Source organism: Sphingobium sp. S6 (genome assembly GCF_905120495.1).
Lineage (GTDB): Bacteria > Pseudomonadota > Alphaproteobacteria > Sphingomonadales > Sphingomonadaceae > Sphingobium > Sphingobium agri.
The window spans coordinates 1-20,859 of record NZ_CAJHOG010000002.1 but is presented as its reverse complement, the minus strand read 5'-3'; the positions used below and the strand labels follow the sequence as shown (position 1 = coordinate 20,859).

At 62.1% G+C, this 20,859-nt stretch carries 24 protein-coding genes and 1 tRNA gene; 6 read left to right on the top strand and 19 right to left on the bottom strand.

Annotated elements, in window-relative coordinates; genetic code table 11:
• Positions 1-23 precede the first annotated feature (23 nt).
• The 4 genes from obgE to rplU all read right to left on the bottom strand — a co-directional run bounded on the left by obgE (position 24) and on the right by rplU (position 2,682).
• Positions 24-1,121: a GTPase ObgE gene (gene obgE, locus SPHS8_RS07120; RefSeq protein ID WP_201514916.1), complete on the bottom strand. Its 1,098-nt coding sequence runs from the start codon at positions 1,119-1,121 to the stop codon at positions 24-26.
• Positions 1,122-1,236: 115 nt separating this feature from the next.
• Complete coding sequence (locus SPHS8_RS07115; RefSeq protein ID WP_201514915.1) at positions 1,237-1,812, bottom strand: GNAT family N-acetyltransferase; 576 nt, start codon at positions 1,810-1,812, stop codon at positions 1,237-1,239.
• Positions 1,813-2,085: 273 nt separating this feature from the next.
• Positions 2,086-2,355 (bottom strand): 50S ribosomal protein L27, encoded by a 270-nt coding sequence (gene rpmA, locus SPHS8_RS07110; RefSeq protein ID WP_007683600.1) that lies wholly within the window; start codon positions 2,353-2,355, stop codon positions 2,086-2,088.
• Positions 2,356-2,385: 30 nt separating this feature from the next.
• The gene (rplU, locus tag SPHS8_RS07105) at positions 2,386-2,682 is read right to left on the bottom strand and encodes a 50S ribosomal protein L21 (RefSeq protein WP_097091078.1); all 297 of its coding nucleotides are present in this window, start codon (positions 2,680-2,682) and stop codon (positions 2,386-2,388) included.
• Positions 2,683-2,900: 218 nt separating this feature from the next.
• Here rplU and SPHS8_RS07100 point away from each other — a divergent pair, with 218 nt between their 5' ends.
• The gene (locus SPHS8_RS07100; protein ID WP_201515525.1) at positions 2,901-3,272 is read left to right on the top strand and encodes a hypothetical protein; all 372 of its coding nucleotides are present in this window, start codon (positions 2,901-2,903) and stop codon (positions 3,270-3,272) included.
• A gap of 11 nt (positions 3,273-3,283) precedes the next feature.
• Here SPHS8_RS07100 and SPHS8_RS20380 read toward each other — a convergent pair whose 3' ends face one another.
• Positions 3,284-3,577 carry a hypothetical protein gene (locus SPHS8_RS20380; protein WP_236575092.1) on the bottom strand — a complete coding sequence of 98 codons (294 nt, stop codon included), beginning with the start codon at positions 3,575-3,577 and terminating at the stop codon, positions 3,284-3,286.
• Between SPHS8_RS20380 and ybaL the strand changes: the two genes are divergently transcribed.
• Positions 3,500-5,140: a YbaL family putative K(+) efflux transporter gene (gene ybaL / locus SPHS8_RS07095; protein ID WP_097091080.1), complete on the top strand. Its 1,641-nt coding sequence runs from the start codon at positions 3,500-3,502 to the stop codon at positions 5,138-5,140. The genes SPHS8_RS20380 and ybaL overlap by 78 nt on opposite strands.
• Before the next feature lie 3 nt (positions 5,141-5,143).
• Here the strand turns inward: ybaL and SPHS8_RS07090 are convergent, their stop codons facing one another.
• The 9 genes from SPHS8_RS07090 to SPHS8_RS07050 form a co-directional block, all read right to left on the bottom strand.
• Positions 5,144-6,679 carry a cryptochrome/photolyase family protein gene (locus SPHS8_RS07090; protein WP_201514914.1) on the bottom strand — a complete coding sequence of 512 codons (1,536 nt, stop codon included), beginning with the start codon at positions 6,677-6,679 and terminating at the stop codon, positions 5,144-5,146.
• 42 nt (positions 6,680-6,721) lie between these two features.
• Positions 6,722-8,467: a DEAD/DEAH box helicase gene (locus SPHS8_RS07085; RefSeq protein WP_201514913.1), complete on the bottom strand. Its 1,746-nt coding sequence runs from the start codon at positions 8,465-8,467 to the stop codon at positions 6,722-6,724.
• A 230-nt stretch (positions 8,468-8,697) separates the two neighbouring features.
• Positions 8,698-9,396 carry a 50S ribosomal protein L1 gene (gene rplA / locus SPHS8_RS07080; RefSeq protein WP_097091083.1) on the bottom strand — a complete coding sequence of 233 codons (699 nt, stop codon included), beginning with the start codon at positions 9,394-9,396 and terminating at the stop codon, positions 8,698-8,700.
• Positions 9,397-9,399: 3 nt separating this feature from the next.
• The gene (gene rplK, locus SPHS8_RS07075; protein ID WP_201514912.1) at positions 9,400-9,831 is read right to left on the bottom strand and encodes a 50S ribosomal protein L11; all 432 of its coding nucleotides are present in this window, start codon (positions 9,829-9,831) and stop codon (positions 9,400-9,402) included.
• Positions 9,832-10,080: 249 nt separating this feature from the next.
• The gene (gene nusG, locus SPHS8_RS07070) at positions 10,081-10,617 is read right to left on the bottom strand and encodes a transcription termination/antitermination protein NusG (protein ID WP_097091085.1); all 537 of its coding nucleotides are present in this window, start codon (positions 10,615-10,617) and stop codon (positions 10,081-10,083) included.
• 57 nt (positions 10,618-10,674) lie between these two features.
• Positions 10,675-10,881 (bottom strand): preprotein translocase subunit SecE, encoded by a 207-nt coding sequence (gene secE / locus SPHS8_RS07065; RefSeq protein ID WP_066529257.1) that lies wholly within the window; start codon positions 10,879-10,881, stop codon positions 10,675-10,677.
• 168 nt (positions 10,882-11,049) lie between these two features.
• A tRNA-Trp gene (locus SPHS8_RS07060) sits at positions 11,050-11,125 on the bottom strand.
• 57 nt (positions 11,126-11,182) lie between these two features.
• On the bottom strand, positions 11,183-12,406 hold the full coding sequence (locus tag SPHS8_RS07055) for a dihydroorotase (RefSeq protein WP_201514911.1): 1,224 nt from the start codon (positions 12,404-12,406) through the stop codon (positions 11,183-11,185).
• Positions 12,403-13,398: an aspartate carbamoyltransferase catalytic subunit gene (locus tag SPHS8_RS07050; protein ID WP_201514910.1), complete on the bottom strand. Its 996-nt coding sequence runs from the start codon at positions 13,396-13,398 to the stop codon at positions 12,403-12,405. The genes SPHS8_RS07055 and SPHS8_RS07050 overlap by 4 nt, the downstream gene beginning before the upstream one ends.
• 81 nt (positions 13,399-13,479) lie before the next feature.
• Here SPHS8_RS07050 and SPHS8_RS07045 point away from each other — a divergent pair, with 81 nt between their 5' ends.
• Entirely contained in the window at positions 13,480-13,911 is a 432-nt protein-coding gene (locus tag SPHS8_RS07045; protein WP_201514909.1) for a DUF488 domain-containing protein, read from the top strand.
• 3 nt (positions 13,912-13,914) lie between these two features.
• Here SPHS8_RS07045 and SPHS8_RS07040 read toward each other — a convergent pair whose 3' ends face one another.
• The 4 genes from SPHS8_RS07040 to SPHS8_RS07025 are packed head-to-tail and all read right to left on the bottom strand — an operon-like array spanning position 13,915 to position 18,088.
• Positions 13,915-14,637 carry a TIGR02186 family protein gene (locus SPHS8_RS07040; RefSeq protein WP_201515464.1) on the bottom strand — a complete coding sequence of 241 codons (723 nt, stop codon included), beginning with the start codon at positions 14,635-14,637 and terminating at the stop codon, positions 13,915-13,917.
• A 38-nt stretch (positions 14,638-14,675) separates the two neighbouring features.
• Positions 14,676-15,590 carry a sulfite exporter TauE/SafE family protein gene (locus SPHS8_RS07035; RefSeq protein ID WP_097091090.1) on the bottom strand — a complete coding sequence of 305 codons (915 nt, stop codon included), beginning with the start codon at positions 15,588-15,590 and terminating at the stop codon, positions 14,676-14,678.
• Positions 15,591-15,650: 60 nt separating this feature from the next.
• Positions 15,651-16,646, bottom strand: a complete 996-nt coding sequence (locus tag SPHS8_RS07030) for a hypothetical protein (RefSeq protein WP_236575025.1) — start codon at positions 16,644-16,646, stop codon at positions 15,651-15,653.
• Positions 16,647-16,702: 56 nt separating this feature from the next.
• The gene (locus SPHS8_RS07025) at positions 16,703-18,088 is read right to left on the bottom strand and encodes a glycosyl transferase family protein (protein ID WP_201514907.1); all 1,386 of its coding nucleotides are present in this window, start codon (positions 18,086-18,088) and stop codon (positions 16,703-16,705) included.
• A gap of 273 nt (positions 18,089-18,361) precedes the next feature.
• On the opposite strand from SPHS8_RS07025, the gene SPHS8_RS07020 reads away from it, so the two are divergent.
• Positions 18,362-18,541: a hypothetical protein gene (locus tag SPHS8_RS07020; RefSeq protein ID WP_097091092.1), complete on the top strand. Its 180-nt coding sequence runs from the start codon at positions 18,362-18,364 to the stop codon at positions 18,539-18,541.
• Positions 18,542-18,556: 15 nt separating this feature from the next.
• Here SPHS8_RS07020 and SPHS8_RS07015 read toward each other — a convergent pair whose 3' ends face one another.
• Positions 18,557-18,955, bottom strand: coding sequence for a low affinity iron permease family protein (locus SPHS8_RS07015; protein ID WP_201514906.1), 399 nt, complete (start codon positions 18,953-18,955; stop codon positions 18,557-18,559).
• A 63-nt stretch (positions 18,956-19,018) separates the two neighbouring features.
• Here SPHS8_RS07015 and SPHS8_RS07010 point away from each other — a divergent pair, with 63 nt between their 5' ends.
• Complete coding sequence (locus SPHS8_RS07010) at positions 19,019-19,354, top strand: hypothetical protein (RefSeq protein WP_201514905.1); 336 nt, start codon at positions 19,019-19,021, stop codon at positions 19,352-19,354.
• 137 nt (positions 19,355-19,491) lie between these two features.
• On the top strand, positions 19,492-20,691 hold the full coding sequence (sucC, locus tag SPHS8_RS07005) for an ADP-forming succinate--CoA ligase subunit beta (protein ID WP_201514904.1): 1,200 nt from the start codon (positions 19,492-19,494) through the stop codon (positions 20,689-20,691).
• Positions 20,692-20,859: the final 168 nt, after the last annotated feature.

Sequence of the window (20,859 nt, the reverse complement as noted above, 5' to 3'; positions counted from 1 at the left end):
AGGAAATGCGGAACAATGGGCTGTCAAATCGGCGACCATGTCGAGTCGCCTTCATCGCCCGTCTCCTCCTCCTTGTCCGGCTTGTACTGTTGCAGCAGCGGCAGGACGGCATCCAACAGTGGCTGCACACCTTCGCCGGTGGCGCCGGAGATGATAAATATCTTCTCCACGCCAGCCTCGCGGTGAAGCTGAGCGGCGATGTCGTCCATCAACTCCTGTCCGAGAAGATCGCCTTTGTTGAGCGCTACGATCTGCGGCTTGTCGGCCAGCCCTTCGCCATAGGCTTCCAGTTCGTCCTGCACGATGCGGAACTGTTCCACCGGATCGTCTCCTGTGGCATCGATCAGATGCAGCAGCACCCGGCAGCGCTCTATATGGCCCAGGAACCGGTCGCCAATGCCCGCGCCTTCCGCCGCGCCCTCGATCAGGCCGGGGATATCCGCCAGCACGAATTCGCGGTCACGATGTGTGACGACACCCAGCTGTGGCTTGGTCGTGGTGAAAGCGTAAGCGCCAACCTTCGCCTTGGTGTTGGTCACTTGATTGATAAAGGTCGACTTCCCCGCATTCGGCATGCCGACCAAGCCGACATCAGCGAGCAGTTTGAGGCGCAGCCACACCCACATTTCCTGCCCCGGCCAACCAGTTCCATGCTGTCGCGGCGCACGGTTAGTGCTTGTTTTGTAAGAAAGATTGCCACGGCCGCCGTCGCCACCGCGCAAAAAGACGAGGCGCTGCCCTACCTCGGTGAAGTCGGCGAGCAGTTCCTGTTCCTCATATTCCGGATAACCATCCTCGTCCTCCGTCCCCTCTATAGGCTGGGGATCGGACAGGATTTGCGTTCCGACAGGCACTTTGATGACCAGATCATTACCGCCCGCGCCGTAACGATTCTTGCCTGCGCCCGGCAGGCCGCGCTGTGCCTTGAAATGCTGTGTGTAGCGGAAGTCGATCAGGGTGTTGAGGCCGGCTACCGCTTCGAAAATAATATCTCCACCCTTGCCGCCGTTGCCGCCGTCGGGCCCGCCATATTCGACATATTTCTCACGCCGGAAACTGACCGCGCCGGGGCCGCCCCAGCCGGACTTGATGTAAATCTTCGCCTGATCCAGAAAATGCATGGGCTGGCCCATAGCCGCTTATGGTGCGGAATTAAACCTCGCCGTCTGCTGTCGACCTCAAACTGACAATTCACCAGCGTGGACGGCGTATAGAAACGCCGTCCACGCCTTTCATTCAGGCCGCGAGTGCGGGCAGTGCATCCTCATAAAGGTCCATGGCCGGGTCGATCGTCATTCGTCCGGCCACACCTTCTTCGAAGACCAGGCAATCGGCCATTGCGCCCCGCGCGGGACTATAGCGTTGCTCGACCCGGCCCGTATGGCGGAAACCGATCTTGCGGAGGACGTTGCCCGATGCAGGGTTATCGGCAAAATGCACGGCCTGAATTCCACTGACGCCCGCAGCCCGTGCCATACTGAATACAGCGCGCGCCGCCTCGGTCGCGAAGCCGAGGCCCCAATAGGGTCGTGCTATCCAGTAACCCAGCTCCGGCGTGCCATCTTCGCCCAATTGAACGCCGCAGCCGCCGACAAGACGCGGTGCGCCGCGAGTACGGGAAAAGGCCAGAAGACTCGGCAGGCAGTTGTCCTGGGGAAGCGAGAGGAAGTGGCGCGCGTCATCAATGCCGTAGGACGCCGGGGCCCGGGTCAGGTTGCGCAGAACCGCCGGATCGCCGAACGCCTCGGCCAGCGCGAATGCGTCTTCCATCCAACCGGGTCTCAGGAGCAAACGGGGGGTGCGGGCGAACATTTTAAAATCTCTCCTCTGATCGACACGCCAATGGCCGCAAAAAGTTACGACTTGACGACTTCTTCCTCTGGCTGAGCCCCGCCCGCATGACGCGCGAGAAGTCCCAGGGTTCCAGAGGTTTGAGGGAAAATGAGGGGAGGTGCCGCCGAACAGAAAAAGGGGCGCTCCCTGATGGGGCGCCCCTTATTTCCCTCGGATTACCGGAGACGGCTTGAAACCATTCTCCGGAAGGATCGCCCCGATGATGAGGGACGATCCGTCATTGATCGTCCGTTATTCGGCTGCTTCAGCCATCGCGTCGACCGACACATATTTGCGGCCGAGCTTGCCAGTGTGGAATACCACGCGACCTTCGCCAAGGGCGAAGAGGGTATGGTCCTTACCCATGCCGACATTGCGGCCAGGATATACGCGGGTGCCACGCTGGCGGATGATGATGTTGCCGCCGATCACTTCCTGACCGCCGAACTTCTTCACGCCAAGGCGTTTCGATTCTGAATCGCGACCGTTACGCGATGAACCGCCAGCTTTTTTATGTGCCATGACTCAAACTCCTCGAAACTGGACTGCGGCTCAGGCGATCGACACGATCTTCAGGATCGTGTGATTCTGGCGGTGGCCGTTGCGGCGGCGGTAGTTATGCCGACGACGCTTCTTGAAAACGATAACCTTTTCGCCCTTCGCCTGCGCGATGATCTCCGCGGCGACGGTCAGCTTGCTGGCATCCTTCACGTCGCTGCCTTCGCCGGCGAACAGGACGTCATCCAACGTCACCTTGTCACCAGCCTCACCGGCCAGCTTCTCGACGACGATCTTGTCTCCGGCGGCGACGCGATACTGCTTGCCGCCCGTGCGCACGACTGCGAACATGGCTCTTCTCTTCTCGTTCAAATCTGCTTTACGCAGATCGTCGAGGACATGAAGTCCTGTTGACCCGCGCGGGAATGTGGCCCGGTAGTGGACTGACTCGCTTCTGTCAACCGGGATGCCCCATTCTAGGGGGTGGTTTTTGCGCGGGCTAGAGCCTATCTTCGGTCCCGGAAGGAAACTCGCCGCGCATGATGCCTAGATCTGACAGGACAGAAAGCATGAGCGGCAGGCTGCTCTTCATGCTGACCCTGTGGATGGCGATCAGCGTCGCGTTGTTGAGCGCCCTTACGCCCCTGGGCCCCCCGTCCAGCAAGATAACCGGTTCCGCCTTCAATCCGGCAACTACGGACGTGGTTTTGAAAGCGCGGGCTCTGTCGATCCCGCCAGGCGAGCGCGTGAGCGCCCCAGGCGACAATGACAGCATTGCGCCCGTGACTTCGGTCATACAATGGCTGGTCTTCGCTACGGCGATATTGGTCGTCGCCTGGCTGTTGCGCCCGCTTCCCGTAGCCAGTCCTGCCATCACGCAACGCGTGCAAAGGCACTTTCCCAATGGCTTCCACGCCCGCGCGCCACCTGCCCTGATCTAACGTATATTCCGTTAAATCGTCAGGACAGGAGATTTTTTGATGGTCCGGAGACGGTCGCGCCGCAGCAAACGCCGTCCGCCATGGTGGTTCATGCCCACAGTATTGGCTGGACTGGGTGCTGCTGGAGCCTTGTTGTCGGCCGCCATGCTGGCGGTTGCAGAATGAAAATATGATATGCTGCCGGTGGAGGCGATAAACGCTCCGCCGGCAGACAGGGAAGGACGTTTATGCCTCACCACACGCCCCTGATCGGAACAATCGTCGCGGGCCTTGTTGTTGCTTTCATAATGGGTGCCATTGCGCATCGCCTCAAATTATCGCCGCTCGTCGGCTATCTCATCGCCGGGATCATGGTTGGCCCCTTCACGCCAGGCTTTGTAGCCAACACCAGCTTGGCTAACGAACTGGCCGAGATTGGCGTCATCCTTTTGATGTTCGGGGTCGGGCTACATTTTTCTCTGCGTGACCTGCTTTCGGTCAAGAATATCGCGGTGCCGGGAGCCATAGGGCAGATCGCGGTCGCGACGCTGCTTGGCCTGGGGCTATCGCACTATATGGGCTGGCCGGTTATGGGCGGTATCGTGTTCGGCCTTGCCCTATCGGTGGCGAGCACGGTCGTGCTGCTGCGCGCCCTGCAGGGCGCCGACCTTGTCGAAACGCGGCGCGGACGCATAGCCGTGGGCTGGCTGATCGTGGAAGACCTTGTGATGGTGCTGGCGCTTGTGCTGCTGCCCGCGCTGGCAAAGGTAATGAACAACGCTGATGCTTCAGCCGGAATGGGCGATCTGTTGGCGCCTCTCCTCAGCACCTTGCTGAAGGTCGCCGGGTTCGTGGCTTTGATGCTGCTCGTGGGCCGCCGGGTCATTCCCTGGGCGCTGCATTGGGTGGTTCACACGGGGTCGCGCGAGCTGTTTCGTTTGGCTGTGCTTGCCATCGCTCTGGGCGTCGCCTTCGGCGCAGCGGTTGCGTTCGACGTGTCGTTCGCTCTTGGCGCCTTCTTCGCAGGCATGATCCTGGGTGAGACGCCGCTCAGCCGCCGCGCGACGGAGGAGACATTGCCATTGCGCGATGCCTTCGCCGTGCTGTTCTTCGTATCGGTTGGCATGCTGTTCAACCCGGCGGTGCTGATCGAGCAGCCTCTACCGCTGCTCGCCACCGTGGCGATCATCATCGTCGGCAAGTCCATTGCCGCCTTTGCGATAGTGCGTGCGTTCGGATATCCAGGTGACACGGCTCTGACCATTGCAGCAAGCCTGGCTCAGATCGGCGAGTTTTCGTTCATCCTCGCGACGCTAGGCACGGGGCTTGGTGTGCTTCCGGCGGAGGGACGCGACCTGATTCTAGCGGGGGCGATCGTGTCGATCTTCCTTAACCCCTTCATCTTCTCGATGATCGTGCGGGGACATAAAAAGGAGGAAATCGAGGAGGAAGAAGAAGCGGAAAAGGCACGTCAACGGCCGCATATCGGTCATGTCATCCTGGTCGGCTATGGACGTGTCGGCAAGTTGATCGCGGAACGGCTGGCCGAACGCAAAGCGCATTTCGTGGTTCTGGAGGCGGATGCCGAGCGAGCAGAGGAGGCCGAGGAAGCCGGGCACCCAGTTGTGCGGGGAAGCGCGCTGGAGGACCGCCATCTGATGGCGGCAGGCATTTGCGAGGCGCGGCGACTGCTGATCGCAGTGCCTGAAGGGTTCGAGGGCGGCGCGATCCATGAGCATGCGCGGCATCTTAACCCCAAGCTGCAGGTGATCGCTCGGGCGCACAGCGATGCGGAGGTCGCGCATCTCGAAGGGATGGGCGTGCCGCATGTCGTGATGGGTGAACGAGAATTGGCGGCGCGGATGCTCCAGCTTTCCGGCGCGGGCTGAACGTCAACCTAAGCTTTTGAGGAACCGTGCCGCCTGATCCCGGATGGCGGCGCGGTCTTCCTCGGTCATTTTTTCCCAATTGCGATAAGGCATGCCGAGGCGCGGGTTCTGGCGAAGCTTGCGTTCATTACGGGCGAGGAAGTGCCAGTATAGGGCGTTGAACGGGCAGGCATCCTCGCCTACCCGCTGCTTCACGTCATAGCGGCAATGGCGGCAATAATCCGACATGCGGTTGATATAGGCTCCGCCCGCCGCGTAGGGCTTCGATCCCAATAGCCCTCCGTCAGCGAAGAGCGCCATGCCGAGCGTGTTGGGCATCTCGACCCACTCATAGGCGTCGGCATAAACCTCCAGATACCAGACATGGACCTGGGTTGGCTCGATTCCGGCGAGCAGCGCGAAGTTGCCCGTGATCATCAGCCGCTGAATATGATGGGCATAGGCGTGGTCGATGGTCTGGCCAATCGCCTGGGCCACGCAATGCATGTCGGTGTCGCCAGTCCAGTAGAAGCCGGGCAGATCGCGTTGAGCTTCCAAAGCATTGCGGCTGCCATAATCCGGCCCTTCATGCCAATAAACGCCGTGCACATATTCGCGCCAACCGATGATCTGGCGGATGAAGCCTTCCGCAGCGTTCAGCGGCACCTTGCCTGCTTTATAGCGCTGCTCCACCTCCTTCACCAAAGCCAACGGATCGAGCAGGCCGTTGTTGATGTAGGGGGACAATATGGAGTGCCACAGGAAGGGCTCTCCGGTGAGCATCGCGTCCTGATAATCGCCGAACCGGGGGAGTGCTTCGTCTAGAAAGCGCGCCTGCTGCCGTTGGGCGTCTTCGTGGGTGACGGCAAAGGCGAAATGGTCGAGCGAGCCGATGTGATTGGCGAAACGCTCCGCAACCAATGCAATGACCTCCCGGGTGATCGCGTCCGGTTTGAAGGCGAGAGGGCGGGGCATCAGTAGATCGCGTGGGGGTGGAGGCTTGCGGTTTTCGGCGTCGAAATTCCACTGGCCGCCTTCCGGTTGGCCCTCTTCGTCAATTAACAGGCCGGTCTTGCGGCGCATGTCGCGGTAGAAAAATTCCATGCGGAGTTGCCTGCGTGCGGCTGCCCAGGTGTCGAACTCGGCGTGGGAGCAAAGGAAGCGATCGTCCTCAAGGATGGTGACGGGTAGTGCGAAGCGGCCCTCCCATTCCTCCAGCATTGCGCGGACGCGCCATTCGCCTGCTTCGGTGACGTGGATGGCGCGGGGCTGGTGGCGATCGATTGCGCGGGCGATTTCGCCGGTGAAACTGCCGCTGTTTGCCGGGTCGTCGAGGCGGACATAATCGACGGTCCAACCAAGTGCGCGCATCCGTTCGGCATGGTGGCGCATGGCCGAGAGGATGTAGGCAATCTTGGCCTTGTGATGGCGAACATAGGTGGTTTCGTCCGCCACCTCCATCATCAGAAGGACGCTGTCTCCTGGATCAGCCTCGGCAAGCGAGGATATGTCCGGCGTCAGCTGATCGCCCAGGATCGGGATGAGGATAGGGGGCTTCATTATGGCGCTAATGCGTGAAGCCCCCATCCGTGTCCGTGGCAACTATCCGCGGGGTTTGCGAGGGCCTCCCTTGCGCGGGGCGCCCTTGAACGGGCGGGCGCCATAAGCGGGCTTGGGTCCGCGTCCTTCGTTGGGGCGGCCCTTGCCGCGTGGGCCTTCGCGGCGGTTTTCGCGAGCGGCTTCCCGGGGTGCGCCCTCGATCTGTTCGAAAGCGACGTCCGCGCCCTCGTCATTCGCTTCCCCGGTACGCTTGACCGCGCCGATGAAGCGCGAAACGATAGCGGACGGGATTTCGAACATCGTCTCGTTCGCGGCGATACGGATGGCGCCAATGTCCTGGCGCGAAACGTGACCGCGGCGGCAGATGAGCGGCAGGATCCAGCGCGGATCGGCGTTCTGGCGGCGGCCGATGTCCATGCGGAACCAGACGGTGTCCTCGAAGCCAGGGCGCGGGCCGTCGCGCCGTGGAGGGGCTTCGCTGGCGTCGAGCAATTCTTCGGGCGCGGGCAGGGCGGCGCGAGCGCTATTCACCAGCATGGCGGCGATTTCCTTGGGGCTCTTTTCGGCGAGAAGCTCGGCACCGAGCGCCCAGTCCTGTTCGTCCAGTTCGGCACGCTCCATCAGGCGCTCGCGCAGGCGGGCATTGTCCTGCTGCTGGATCGCCTCCTTGCTGGGCGGGGTGCCCCATTCGACCGGGATCTTCGCACCGCGCAGCATGGATTCGACACGGCGGCGGCGGGGATAGGGGACGATGAGGACAGCCGTTCCCTTCTTGCCCGCGCGGCCAGTGCGGCCCGATCGGTGCTGCATCGTTTCGGCATCGCGCGGGATTTCGACATGGACGACAAGGCTGAGGTTGGGCAAGTCGATGCCGCGCGCCGCGACGTCGGTGGCTACGCAGACGCGGGCGCGGCGGTCGCGCAGCGCCTGAAGGGCGTGGTTGCGCTCGTTTTGGCTATGCTCGCCAGACAAGGCGACCGCCGCGAAGCCGCGTTCGGTGAGGCTGGCGTGGAGGTGACGGACATTGTCGCGGGTGGCGCAGAAGAGGATCGCGGTTTCCGCTTCGTGATAACGCAGCAGGTTGACCACCGCGTTCTCGATATCGGCGGGCGCTACGGTCACGGCCTGATAGCTGATGTCGCCATGGCCGCGTTCGTCGCTGACGGTGGAGATGCGCAGCGCGTCCTTCTGGTAGCGCTTGGCAAGCGCCACGATGGGCTTGGGCATGGTGGCGGAGAAGAGCAGCGTGCGGCGGCCTTCAGGCGCGCCGTCGAGGATTTCCTCCAGATCTTCGCGGAAGCCCATGTCGAGCATCTCGTCCGCTTCATCGAGGATCACGGTCTTGAGGCCCGAAAGGTCCAGCGCGCCGCGTTCAAGATGGTCGCGCAGGCGGCCGGGGGTGCCGACGACGATGTGCGCGCCGTGGGACAGGGCGCGGCGTTCCTTGGCGGCGTCCATGCCGCCGACGCAGGTTGCGATCCGGGCGCGGGCTTCACCGTAGAGCCATTCCAGTTCGCGGCTGACCTGCAGCGCCAGTTCGCGGGTGGGGGCTATGGCGAGGGCAAGCGGCTTTCCGGCCACGGGCAGGCGCATCTGTTCGCCGAGCAGTTCGCCCGCCATGGCAAGGCCGAAAGCGACCGTCTTGCCCGAGCCGGTCTGCGCTGAAACGATGAGATCGCGCCCTTCGGCTTCCGGTTGGGTGACTTCGGCCTGGACGGGAGTCAGGCTTTCATAGCCTTTCCGCGTCAGCGCGTCCGAGAGGAGAGGGGGTAGATGTTCAAAAGACATTGTATTTTCCGTCGGTAAAGCGACCCGCCATTCCCGACGGATACATGGATGACCTGATGTGCTCCGGCTGCTGCTGGAGCCCGGAGTGCAGGTCGCACACCCCGAAGTTCACACCGTTGTTGGGGTCGTTCAAGGCGACTGAAATCCCCGGTGGCGGGATACCCAAAATAAGAAGGCCGCCTTCCCCCGCAAAGAGGGAAGGCGGCCCCTTTATTGCTTGTCAGCGAGAATCAGACCGAAGCGACTTCCGCCACGTCGACCTTCACGCCCGGGCCCATCGAGGACGACAGGGCGATCTTGCGGACATACTTGCCCTTCGAACCCGATGGCTTCGCCTTGACGATCGCGTCAACGAAAGCGTCGAAATTCTTGCGCAGGTCTTCGGCCGAGAAGCTCGCCTTGCCAAGACCGGCGTGGATGATGCCGGCCTTTTCGACGCGGAACTCGATCTGACCGCCCTTGGCAGCCTTGACCGCTTCGGCGACGTTCGGGGTGACAGTGCCGAGCTTCGGGTTCGGCATCAGGCCCTTGGGACCCAGAACCTTACCAAGACGGCCGACCAGACCCATCATGTCGGGGGTGGCGATCACGCGCTGGAAGTCGATGTTGCCAGCCTGGATGCTGTCGAGCAGATCCTCGGCACCCACGATGTCGGCGCCAGCGGCAGTCGCGGCTTCGGCCTTGTCGCCACGGGCGAACACGGCGACGCGGACGTCCTTGCCGGTGCCTGCGGGCAGGGTGACGACGCCACGGACCATCTGGTCGGCGTGACGCGGGTCAACGCCGAGGTTGATCGCGATTTCGACGCTTTCGTCGAACTTGGCGGTTGCGTGGGTCTTGATCAGGCCCAGCGCTTCATCGACGCCGTGCAGCTTTTCACGGTCAACGGCAGCGGCGAGAGCCTTCGCCTTTTTCGTCAGCTTTGCCATGTCTTAGCCCTCCACCACTTCGAGGCCCATTGCGCGAGCGGAGCCTTCGATGATCTTCGTCGCTGCGTCGATGTCGTTCGCGTTCAGGTCAACCATCTTGGCCTGGGCGATTTCAGTGAGCTGTGCGCGGGTGATCTTTCCAGCGGTCACCTTGCCCGGCTCCTTCGAGCCCGACTTCAGGTTGACGGCCTTCTTGATGAGATAGGTGGCGGGCGGCTGCTTCGTGACGAAGCTGAACGAACGGTCCGCATAGACGGTGATGATGGTCGGCAGCGGCGTGCCCTTGTCCATCTTTTCCGTCGAGGCGTTGAACGCCTTGCAGAATTCCATGATGTTCACACCGCGCTGACCCAGCGCCGGACCGATCGGCGGCGAGGGGTTGGCGGCTCCAGCGGGCACCTGGAGCTTGATATAGCCCGTAATCTTCTTGGCCATTTTCACTCACTCTGTTGCTGGCGGATTTGCGGGCAAATCCACCGGTTCAAGTTTAGCGGTCAGACAGCTTGCTGAGAGCAAGCCTCCCGCACTGCATTATCCTCGCCCCCTTCAGGGGAGAGGATACCGTAGCTTGCCAGTTTTCTGGCTAGCCTAGGTTGGAGAGGGGCTATGCCCTCTCCCGCTGCGACTAGGCGGCTGAGCCGCCAAGTCTCGCTGCCCTCTCCCGCCTGCGGAAGAGGGGAATAGTTACTTCGACAGTTCGACCTGTTCGAAGTCCAGTTCCACCGGGGTGGCGCGGCCGAAGATCGAGACGGACACCTTGACGCGGTTCTTTTCGAAATCCAGTTCCTCGACCGTGCCGTTGAAGCTGGCGAAGGGGCCGTCCAGCACCTTAACGCTGTCGCCGATTTCGTAATCGACATTGACCTTGTGCTTGGGCGCGGCTTCGGCGGCCTTCTGCGCACCGAAATAGCGGGCGGCTTCGGTTTCGCTGATCGCCTGCGGCTTGCCTGAGCTACCCAGGAAGCCGGTCACCTTCGGCGTGTTCTTGACGAGGTGGTAGATGTCGTCGTTCATCGCCAGCTTGGCAAGGACGTAGCCGGGCATGAACTTGCGTTCGACCTGTACCTTCTTGCCGCGCTTCACCTCGGTGACGGTCTCGGTGGGGACTTCCACCTGCTCGACCAGCTGGGAGAGGCCCATGCGCTCGGCTTCGGACAGGATCGATTCCTTGACCTTGTTTTCGAAGCCCGAATAGGCGTGGATGATGTACCAGCGCGCCATGTTACCGTTTCAAACTCCCACAAGCGATTTCCCGGGAAACCGCGGCAGATAAAAAACTCAAGCCTGTCCGGCAGCGAAGCTCAGCAGCCACTGAACGACCGCGCCGAAGAAGGTGTCGATGCCGAAGAAGAAGAGGCCGAGCAGCGTGGTCATGATCCCGACCATGACCGCGGTCATGACCGTTTCGCGGCCGGTGGGCCACACGATCTTAGACGCTTCGGTCTTCACCTGATTGACGAATTCGCCCGGAGAAACCTTCGCCATCACTGCCTCAAAAAACGTTCGAACAAACACCAAAGCGCGAAGCAACAGTCCGCCCTCCGGACCCCGCCATGTCGGCGTCCCGGGGTGCGGCCGCTGGCTTCGCGACCCATCTTCGCTCGGGCAGCTAGCCGCGAACCGTTGAAAAATCAAGGATCGCGACCAGTTGCTTGGCAGGAGTGGAGGGACTCGAACCCCCGGCATTCGGTTTTGGAGACCGACGCTCTACCAGCTGAGCTACACTCCTGTGCCGGCGAAGGAGGGCGCTTTAGCGTGGCATGCGTGGGAGGGCAAGCAGGAAACTTTAGAGGAAAAGCCCGCCCTTCATGACCCGGCGGGCGCGGCCCTGCACGGGCATGCGATTGAAGGGGGTGTTGCCTGCCTGCGCAGCCATCCTGGCGGAATCCACGATCCAGGGTGCGCCGGGATCGATGAAGATGAGGTCGGCCGCGCTGCCGCTTGCGAAACTGCCCGCGTCGATGCCCAGGATGCGGGCCGGATTGGCGCTGAGCAACGTCATCAGGCGCGTCATCGAGAGATGGCCTTCGCGCACGAGGTTGAGCGACAGGGCGAGCAATGTCTCGGCGCCCGCCATGCCGGGGGCGGCGTCGGCGAAGGGGAGCCTCTTGTCCTCAGGTCCGCGCGGATCATGGCTGGAGGTGATGACGTCGATGGTGCCGTCAGCCACCGCCGCAATGGCTGCTTTGCGGTCATCCTCCGATCGTAGCGGAGGGGACAGGCGGGCAAAGGTGCGGAAATCAGTGACGGCATTGTCCGCAAGGTAGAGATAAGCGGGGCTGATCCCGCAGCTGATCCTCAGCCCCTCTGCCTTCGCCGCCCTGATGAGGTCGAAGCCTGCCTTGGTCGTCACCAGCCGGAAGTGGACCGCAGCGCCGGTTTCCCGCGCGAGCATGATATCGCGAGAGATGGCGATGGCTTCGGCACAGGCGGGAGCGTGGGACAGGCCAAGCCGTGTCGCGGTTTCGCCGCTCGTCGCCACGGCCTTGCCAGCAAGACCGCTATCCTCGGCATGGGTGATGACGGTGAGGCCAAGACCCGAGGCATAGGCAAGGACGCGCATCATGACGCCTGAATCGGCGATCCACTGACGCCCGGTGGCCACGGCCTTTGCACCCGCCGCCTGCATCATGCCGATTTCAGCGAGTTCGGTGCCCTTGAGGCCGCGTGTGGCGGCGGCGATGGGGTGGACCCAGAAGTCGGGCTTGCCGGCGCGCGCGGCCTGGCGGATGAGCCCGGCTTCGTCGAGTATGGAGGACTGGTCGGGCATCAGCGCCGCCCGGGTGATGCCGCCGAAATGGAAGGCGGGCTTGTCCGTTGCGAACACGCCCAGGTCGATGAGGCCGGGTGCGACTACCAGGCCTGCGGCATCGACCTGTTCCGCGTCGCCGGGTACATCGATATTGCCTGCGGCCAGGATGCGATCGCCTTCGATCAGGATCGCGCCGGGACAGAGGTCGGCGGTGGCGGGGTCAGCCAGCTGTCCGTTGATGATGGCGATCTTTGTCATACCCAACCCTCCACGCCGCGCGCACTCCGCGTCAGAACGTCGAGGCAGGCCATGCGGATGGCGACCCCCATTTCAACCTGCTCCGTGATGGCCGAGCGTTCCGGATGGTCGGCGACCACGCTCGAGATTTCGACGCCCCGGTTCATGGGACCAGGATGCATGACCAGCGCGTCGGGCTTGGCGATGGCGAGCCGTTCCGGCGTCAAGCCGTAGAGCATATGATATTCCCGCGGCGAGGGTATGAAGGCGCCGTCCATCCGCTCATTTTGAAGGCGCAGCATCATGACGACGTCGGCGCCATCCAGACCTTCGTCCATGCGGTTATAGGGCGTGGCGCCGAGCATTTCGACTTCCGGCGGCATCAGCGTGGGGGGGGCGACCGCGCGCACCTGTGCGCCCAAAGCTGCCAGGCAGAGCATGTTGGAGCGCGCGACGCGGCTGTGCAGCACATCGCCGCAGATGGCGACGACCAGACCTTCGAACCCGCCCTTGCGGCGGCGGATGGTGAGTGCATCCAGCAGCGCTTGCGTCGGATGCTGATGCCAGCCGTCGCCCGCGTTCAGGACCGGACAGTCAACCTTGTCGGCAATCAGCGCGACCGCGCCCGAGCTGGCGTGACGGATCACGATGACATCGGCGGCCATGGCGTTCAGCGTCATGGCAGTATCGATCAGCGTTTCGCCTTTCTTCACGCTCGACTGCCCGGCATGCATATTCACGACGTCCGCGCCCAGACGCTTGCCTGCGATCTCGAAGGACAGGAGGGTGCGGGTACTGTTTTCGAAGAAGGCGTTGATTTGCGTCATGCCCGCCAGCCGATCGTCATGCTTACGCGCGCCGCCCCTGTTGCTCTTCGCCCAATGTTCCGCCTCGTCCAGCAGGAAGCGGATTTCCCAAGGCTTCAAGTCGGCGATGGAGAGAAGATGCCGATGCGGGAACAACGCCCGGCCAGTCAGGTCGGGCGAGGCGGATGGAACGGTGATGTCGGGCATGAACGGACCCTTTAGGCGAGGGCAGGAAAGAGGGCAAGGCAGGAAGCTTGGAAGTCGCTGCCGCCTTCCTATCTCAATGTCATGCGCATTTTCACTATCGGGTATGAAGGGGCTACGCAGGCCGAGCTGATAACGGCGTTGCAGGAGGCGGGCGTCACGCTGCTGGCGGACATAAGAGCGGTTCCGCTGTCGCGGCGGCCGGGCTTTTCCAAGAACATCCTGGCGGCGGGGTTGAAGGAGGCAGGGATCGACTATGTCGGGCTGAAGGCGCTGGGCACGCCTGCCGAGGGCCGGGAAGCAGCGCGCAAGGGCAATCATGCGAAGCTGCGGGAGATTTACTCGGGCCAGCTCGACCTGCCTGAAGCCATCGTACAGGCGGAGCAACTGCGTGAGATGGCGGGAGAGCGGCCTACTGCTCTGCTATGTTTCGAGCGGGAGGCGGATGGATGCCATCGCTCCTTGCTGCTCGAATATCTTTTCCCCGACGATGAGCGGGTGGACCTGAAGCCCTGATCTTCAGAGGCGCCGGGCAATGGCTCCGGCGGTCCAGCCCATGCCAACGGCCAGCAGGATCGCGGTGAGGCCGTAGAGGAAGGACCATCGTTCGGCGGCGACAGCCATGAAGCGCTCGAACCCCGATTTGCGTATGGTGATGTCGCGGACGGCAGCGGCAACGACCCTGCCGTCCTGCACAAGGAAGGTTTCCGCCGTGTAGTCGCCAACGATGACGCGTGCCGGGAGCGGGATGCGGGCGCGGTACAGGACGCCTTCGGTGATTTCGACCGAACCCTGATGCTCGGCAAAGAGGCCGGTGCGTTCGCGCAGGTCGATCAACCCGGCCTGGAAGCGGTTCAGCTCCGCGCTGTCGTTGAGAGAGGACGGGGATAATTGCAGCTTGTCCACGCCGAGTTCGTAGATGGCGGCCGTTCGTTCATCGACCAGCTTCGCGATGGGGCGCGACGAAGCGACCGCGTAGAAGCTGGGCGCGGATCGGAAACGGGCGCTGTCGGCATTGACCCAGATGCCAGCGACCTTTTGCTTTTCGCGCATCGTGATGGACTGGTCGGGCCCTTTGAGGACCACCAATATATCCGCCGGCTTGCTGGGCATTCGCCCGTCCGGATAGACGATCGCGCCGAATAGCAGCAGGTCGGCTCCGGTGAAGCTGTATTGGATTTCGACTTCCCGTTGCGAGACATCGGGGACGAGCATCGGCTCTCCGGCCGCGCCGAGCAGCATTGATAGGGCAGGAAGAAGAGCGAGACGGACGCGCGATCTCAACGCACTTCCACCGTGTAGATTTCATCCGGGCGGAAGCCGAGGCCAAGCGCCATGCGCGCGGCGACCAGCAGCACGATCACCGACAATAATATGCGCAGATATTCCGGCCGCACCGTCATCGAGATGCGGGTGCCGATCTGCGCGCCGGTCACGCTGCCGATCAGCAGCAGCAGGGCAAGGACAAGATCGACCGCCTTGGTGGTCATGGCGTGCATCATGGTGGTCGCCATGGTGACGAACAGGATCTGGAACAGCGACGTGCCGACGACCGACTGCGTCGTCATGCCGAGCAGGTACAACATCGCGGGCACAAGGATAAAGCCGCCGCCGACTCCAAGCAGGGTGGTCAATATCCCTGTCGCGACGCCGAGCAGCAAAGGCGCGAGCGGGGAGATGTAAAGTCCGGACCGGTAAAAGCGCCACCGCATAGGCAGCGCCGCGACCAGGGGATGATGGCGGCGCTTGCGCGCTTGCAAACGCTTGCCAGTTTTCAGCATGATGAGCGCCTGGATCGATTCCTTCGCCATCAAGATGCCGATGCCGCCGAGCATCAGCACATAGAGGATGCCGATCGCCGTATCGATCTGCCCGATGGACTGGAGTAGCCGGAACAGCAGCACGCCAATGCCAGCGCCGATGACGCCGCCCCCGATGAGGACGCCGCCCATCCGGAAATCCACCGTGCCTCTGGCCATGTGGGTGACCACGCCTGAAACGCTCGCGCCGGTGACTTGAGAGGCGGCAGATGCAGCCGCGACGGTGGGCGGGATGCCATAGAAGATGAGCAGCGGCGTCGTCAGGAACCCGCCGCCGACGCCGAACATGCCGGAAAGCAGGCCGACCACACCGCCAAGGGCTATGATCACCAACGCGTTCACCGATAGATTGGCGATAGGCAGGTAGAGATCCATGTGCCTGCAGGGTTAGGCTGATCGGGTGGCAAGATAAAGGTGTAGAGGGCTGGATCGGCCTTAAAAATCGCCGCCGAGCGTCACCGCGAGGCCGGATGAGGGTGAGGCTTTGCCAGCTACGCGCTCCCGCCACTCTATGCTGAGCCGCGATGCTGCGCGAGGCATTGGCAGGCGGAGCTGTACTTCGGGCCCGATGTCGAGCCGTTCCACCTGAGGCTGCGCGCCTCCTGAAAGACTGATCCCCGTACGCACCGGCGTTCGGGTCACCGGTGCCAGCAGGGAGAGTTTGCCGTCGGCGAAAAGATCGCGCCGGTTGAACCCCACCATGCCTGCCTGGGCATAGGCTTGGGCTTCCACCTTGCCGAGCAGGGGCCGGGGGCCGAAGCCGCCCACCGCAAATACCGCGTTAGCATTGCGCGCGCCGTCTCCCAATGCCATGCGCCGTTCCGCAGCGATCGTAAGCGGGACAGACCTTGCAGGCTGCCAAGCGACACCCACCGCACCTTCAGGCGAGGCGGGGCGATTGAGGGCGCTGCTCAGGCGGCCGTACAAGGCGGTGCGGCTGATGCTTGCTGGCGTCATGTCATAGTCGAGGCGAAGGCCAGCCTGCGATCCGCCGAGCCTGCCAGCGGTGACGAGGTCTCGGGGGTTTCCGCTGCCTTCGCGCCAGAGGATCCAAGCGCTGGCACGCCAACGATCACCCTGTGCGCTTGCCGGGGAAGACATGGGAAATGCGGGCGGCGCCGGTTGATCAGGTGAAGGGGATTGGTCGGGCTGAGCGGCTTCTGCCATTAGCGGTGCAAAGCTTGCCTCGGGTCTCGATCCTACGCTTTCAGCCCTTGTGATCGGCGCCTTTTCCGCAGCGACGACCCCCTTGCTCACCGCCGATCGCGCAAAATACGGGCGGATTGGTGATGAGGTCGTCGACACTATGTTTTGCAGCGGAGGCGTGATCAGTTCAGCGGCCGCGACCGGTTCCAGCTGCAATGGAGATGTCGGCTCCATGTCTGTGCCGGGCACGGTGCTGGCGATGCGCAACAATACCCAGCCGCCCATGAGGATCGCAAAAAAACGGACGGGTCGTCCGCGTGTCATACTGTGCATGATGACCGTCAAAGATTGGGAAAACGATGCTGCGTCTTGTCCCAGACCAGCGGCTTTCCGAACAAGGATTTGAGGTAGAGAAGCACCGCGCGCCGTGCTGCGAGCATCGCGATCAGGTTGGCAATGATCGCGCGGGGGATGGCTCCAACGCCGTGCATCCAGCCATAGCTGCGGCCCACGAAGATGGCACGCATGGCTGCACGCCAAGTCATGAAGGCGAAGTTCAGCCAGAGGAGCAACTCTACAGCGGAGGATGGCCGGTGGTCGGCCTCAAGCCCCAGCCAGCGTGCCACGACGAGCAAGCCCCAGAGCAGGAATGCGACATAGGCAGCAAAGAGAATGACGGCGGCAATCGCCGCCCGCCGGTCGCGGATGCGCATCCACGACTCTGCAAGGCCGCCTTGCCAGCCCATGCGGTCCCACCCGGCGAGCGAAATTCCCACCATCCAGCGCGCCTTTTGCCGCACGGCGCCGTCCAGGCTGTCGGGAAAATATTCCCTGGTGGCGACAAGCTCCCCTGCTGCGTCGCGCATCCGTACGAAGACGCCGCGCCCGCCCATATTCCTGATGCGCAGGCCAACTTCATAATCCTCCGTGAGGGAGCCGGGATCGAAGGGCCCGCCATTTGCCGGATTTACGAGGCGTTCGAGCGTCAGCCGTTCAAACGCGCAAGCGACGCCGGCCGAGGGGACAGACGCGCCCATGGCTTCGCGAATGGTCAGATATTTTCCGTGGCTCTCGGCGAACTCATCGCAGTAATGGTTGGCGATCGCGCGCGACCACCACCCGCCTTCGCCCGTCAGCGGAAGGACCGGCAGTTGCACCAGTTGAAACCGGTCGATCATCAGGTCGAACAGGCGGATTTCGTCGGCATGCACGACGTCTTCCGCATCGTGGAGAACAATCGCCTTGAACTTCGTGCCTGTGCGCTCTTCCTCTTCCAGCATGGTCCGCCACAGGACGTTGAGGCAATCCGCCTTCGTCGTCGGGCCGGGGCGTTCATTGACGCATATGATCAGCCGGTCATCCTGATCCGCTATCGGGTTGACTGCCGCGAGGGTAGCAAGGTCGTTGGGATAGACGCCAACGAAGATGCGATAGCGTCCGATCGACCATTGGCTGAGCGCATTGCGCAGCATCGGCCCGATCACGTCCGCTTCGCCCCAGGCAGGGACGAAGACGGCGATGGTCCCGGGCCTTGACGAGGCTGGCAGCGTGGCGGTCGTCATGCGTGGATGACGCGAATACACCGCGATGTTCCTCCACCAGCGGCGCGCGAGAAACATGATATCGACCAGAAAATCGTCGATGCCGCCAATGGTCAGCCCGACAACCGCGAACAGCAAAATCTCCTGGTAGATGACCACTAAAACCGTGGCCAGCGATTGCGCCATGATGAGAAACCCCCGAGTTGGCGCAGGGGATTGGCAAAATAGCGTTACATTTCATAGACCTTTGTCAACATTTTTTCAGAAAGGCTGAAAGAGTGGCGCCATTCCCTTGAATGAGCATCGTTCGTGCGTTTTCCGCCAAGCTGCTCCAAGGATGCGTTGGATGGAATCGTCGCATCGCTCAGGGGATGCTATCGTCCCAACTGCCGGAAAGACGACTCGACAAGAGTTGCGGCACCCCAGCCAGTCTCGTGAGCGATAGGTAGGAGGGCGTGAATGACCGGAGAGATGGATGTCAACTACCTGCTGCATAGGCAGCAGGTGTCGCTGATACGAGCGCAGATGAGCCGGTCCAAAAAGGGACGTGCGGCGTATGAAGGCCTGGCTCGTGGCTATGGTGACCAGATCGACGCATATCGCGAAGAGAATGCGCGCCTGGTGAACCCGGCGCATTGATCGGCTTGGCTGGACCTACCGCCGTTGGATCAATCGCTCCAGCGATTGGTGGTGCGCGGCGTCGGGGCCGCATTCCTTCTCAAGCGCGGTCTTGATCCGCTCAAGGTCAGCTTCGGTCAGATGTTCGATGCCGATGAAGTCGTTGCGCGCGTCCGTGACTGCGCGGATGAGTTCGTCCAGCTTTGCCTGAATGGCTGATCCATCCCTGTTTTGGGCGTTTTGAATCAGGAACACCATCAGAAAGGTCACGATCGTCGTGCTCGTGTTGATTATGAGCTGCCACGTGTCGGAATAGTGGAAGAATGGGCCCGTCACTATCCAGCCGATGATGACCGCGGATGCCAGTATGAAAGCGAGTGGTTGGCCGGACCAGCTGGCGATTCGATGCGCGAAGATTCCGAAAATCCTGTCCATGAATGGCTACCCCGTTTCGATCTATTTACCCTGCGTTCATGCAGTGATTGCCATGAAGTAGCGATGACGGCCATATCGCTCCGCGTCTTTGCGCTCACCTTGCCCGCAGCGGCTCTGTTCTTGTCCTCTTGCGCGACGGTATCGCCCGAATCGAAAGTGCGGACGGGGCTGATAGAAGCGGGGCTTTCCCCAAGGATGGCCAGCTGCATGGCAGAGCGGATGGTGGATCGGTTGAGCTTGGTGCAACTGCGGCGGGTCCAGTCGCTCGCCTCGATCCGCAATTCGCACATCGGCGATCTGACGGTCGACCGGTTTCTTTATAAGCTGCGCGCGCTGGAGGATCCGGAGATATTCGCGGTGACCAGCAAGGCTGCGGTTGCCTGCGCCCTGCTCGACTGATCCTCCTGCCGGGATTATATCGGTTCAGTAGCTTTGCAATTTTGCAAAGTGGTTTTGCGAAATGATGCTGGAGTGACAGGGCTCCATGTGCTTTAGCCCCTCCAATAGCTTTTCAGGCGAAAGGACGGGCCGAGCCCATGAACATTCACGAATATCAGGCGAAGGAATTGCTGGCGAAATATGGCGCGCCGATCGCGCAGGGTTTCGCGGCATTCTCGGTCGATGAGGCTGTCGAAGCTGCCAAGAAGCTGCCTGGGCCGCTTTATGTCGTGAAGTCGCAGATCCACGCTGGTGGTCGCGGCAAGGGCAAGTTCAAGGAATTGGCCCCTGAAGCGAAGGGCGGCGTTCGCCTTGCCTTCAACCTGGACGAAGTGAAGGCGCACTCAGCCGACATGCTGGGCAACACGCTGGTCACGATCCAGACCGGCGAAGCGGGCAAGCAGGTCAACCGTCTCTACATCACCGACGGCGCCGATATTGCGAAGGAATTCTACCTCGCCCTGCTGGTCGATCGCGCCACCAGCCGCATCGCTTTTGTCGTTTCGACCGAAGGTGGCATGGACATTGAAGAGGTCGCTCATTCGACCCCGGAGAAGATCCACACCTTCACCGTCGACCCTGCAACCGGTTTCCAGCCGCACCATGGCCGCTCGGTCGCGGCCGCTCTGGGCCTGACCGGCGATCAGGCGAAGCAGGCCGCCAAGGTCGCCTCGTCGCTCTACGCCGCGTTCCTCGACACCGACGCCGAGCAGATCGAAGTCAATCCGCTGGCGCTGACCGAGCAGGGCAACCTGCTGGTGCTGGACGCCAAGGTCGGCTTCGACGGCAACGCCATGTTCCGCCACAAGGACATTGCCGAACTGCGCGACCTGACCGAGGAAGATCCAGCCGAAGTTGAAGCTTCGGAATATGACCTTGCCTACATCAAGCTGGACGGCAATATCGGCTGCATGGTGAACGGCGCTGGCCTGGCCATGGCGACGATGGACATCATCAAGCTGAACGGCGAATTCCCCGCCAACTTCCTGGACGTCGGTGGCGGCGCTTCCAAGGAGAAGGTGACCGCGGCCTTCAAGATCATCCTGAAGGACCCGGCGGTGAAGGGCATTCTCGTCAACATCTTCGGTGGCATCATGAAGTGCGACATCATTGCCGAGGGCATTGTTGCCGCCGCCAAGGAAGTTGACCTCTCGGTCCCGCTGGTCGTGCGCCTCGAAGGCACCAACGTCCAGCAGGGCAAGGACATTCTGGCCTCGTCGGGCCTGGCGATCGTCCCTGCGGACGACCTGGGCGACGCAGCCAAGAAGATCGTGGCGGAAGTGAGGAAGGCAGCCTGAGGCACTTTCCAGCCATTTGAACAAACACCATGGGGCGCAGGCGGTCTTTTTAAGGGCCGCCTGCGTCCTTGTCCGCATATGCGGGCTGTGGCGTGAAACGAAAGGATGTTGCGATGAAGATCCTTGTGCCCGTGAAGCGGGTCATTGACTATAATGTGAAGCCGCGGG

Excerpts from the sequence above, each read along its gene's own strand:
- SPHS8_RS07010 (WP_201514905.1), top strand. The coding sequence starts at position 19,019 with ATGACGGCCATATCGCTCCGCGTCTTTGCGCTCACCTTGCCCGCAGCG.
- nusG (WP_097091085.1), bottom strand. The coding sequence starts at position 10,617 with ATGGCGCGCTGGTACATCATCCACGCCTATTCGGGCTTCGAAAACAAG.
- SPHS8_RS07030 (WP_236575025.1), bottom strand. The coding sequence starts at position 16,646 with ATGGGCGGCTGGGTATTGTTGCGCATCGCCAGCACCGTGCCCGGCACA.
- SPHS8_RS07015 (WP_201514906.1), bottom strand. The coding sequence starts at position 18,955 with ATGGACAGGATTTTCGGAATCTTCGCGCATCGAATCGCCAGCTGGTCC.
- SPHS8_RS07055 (WP_201514911.1), bottom strand. The coding sequence starts at position 12,406 with ATGACAAAGATCGCCATCATCAACGGACAGCTGGCTGACCCCGCCACC.
- ybaL (WP_097091080.1), top strand. The coding sequence starts at position 3,500 with ATGCCTCACCACACGCCCCTGATCGGAACAATCGTCGCGGGCCTTGTT.
- rplU (WP_097091078.1), bottom strand. The coding sequence starts at position 2,682 with ATGTTCGCAGTCGTGCGCACGGGCGGCAAGCAGTATCGCGTCGCCGCC.
- sucC (WP_201514904.1), top strand. The coding sequence starts at position 19,492 with ATGAACATTCACGAATATCAGGCGAAGGAATTGCTGGCGAAATATGGC.
- obgE (WP_201514916.1), bottom strand. The coding sequence starts at position 1,121 with ATGCATTTTCTGGATCAGGCGAAGATTTACATCAAGTCCGGCTGGGGC.
- secE (WP_066529257.1), bottom strand. The coding sequence starts at position 10,881 with ATGGCGAAGGTTTCTCCGGGCGAATTCGTCAATCAGGTGAAGACCGAA.
- SPHS8_RS07090 (WP_201514914.1), bottom strand. The coding sequence starts at position 6,679 with ATGAAGCCCCCTATCCTCATCCCGATCCTGGGCGATCAGCTGACGCCG.
- SPHS8_RS07115 (WP_201514915.1), bottom strand. The coding sequence starts at position 1,812 with ATGTTCGCCCGCACCCCCCGTTTGCTCCTGAGACCCGGTTGGATGGAA.
- SPHS8_RS07035 (WP_097091090.1), bottom strand. The coding sequence starts at position 15,590 with ATGGATCTCTACCTGCCTATCGCCAATCTATCGGTGAACGCGTTGGTG.
- rplK (WP_201514912.1), bottom strand. The coding sequence starts at position 9,831 with ATGGCCAAGAAGATTACGGGCTATATCAAGCTCCAGGTGCCCGCTGGA.
- SPHS8_RS07100 (WP_201515525.1), top strand. The coding sequence starts at position 2,901 with ATGAGCGGCAGGCTGCTCTTCATGCTGACCCTGTGGATGGCGATCAGC.
- SPHS8_RS07085 (WP_201514913.1), bottom strand. The coding sequence starts at position 8,467 with ATGTCTTTTGAACATCTACCCCCTCTCCTCTCGGACGCGCTGACGCGG.
- rpmA (WP_007683600.1), bottom strand. The coding sequence starts at position 2,355 with ATGGCACATAAAAAAGCTGGCGGTTCATCGCGTAACGGTCGCGATTCA.
- SPHS8_RS07040 (WP_201515464.1), bottom strand. The coding sequence starts at position 14,637 with ATGCTGCTCGGCGCGGCCGGAGAGCCGATGCTCGTCCCCGATGTCTCG.
- SPHS8_RS07020 (WP_097091092.1), top strand. The coding sequence starts at position 18,362 with ATGACCGGAGAGATGGATGTCAACTACCTGCTGCATAGGCAGCAGGTG.
- SPHS8_RS07025 (WP_201514907.1), bottom strand. The coding sequence starts at position 18,088 with ATGGCGCAATCGCTGGCCACGGTTTTAGTGGTCATCTACCAGGAGATT.
- rplA (WP_097091083.1), bottom strand. The coding sequence starts at position 9,396 with ATGGCAAAGCTGACGAAAAAGGCGAAGGCTCTCGCCGCTGCCGTTGAC.
- SPHS8_RS07045 (WP_201514909.1), top strand. The coding sequence starts at position 13,480 with ATGCGCATTTTCACTATCGGGTATGAAGGGGCTACGCAGGCCGAGCTG.
- SPHS8_RS20380 (WP_236575092.1), bottom strand. The coding sequence starts at position 3,577 with ATGCGCAATGGCACCCATTATGAAAGCAACAACAAGGCCCGCGACGAT.
- SPHS8_RS07050 (WP_201514910.1), bottom strand. The coding sequence starts at position 13,398 with ATGCCCGACATCACCGTTCCATCCGCCTCGCCCGACCTGACTGGCCGG.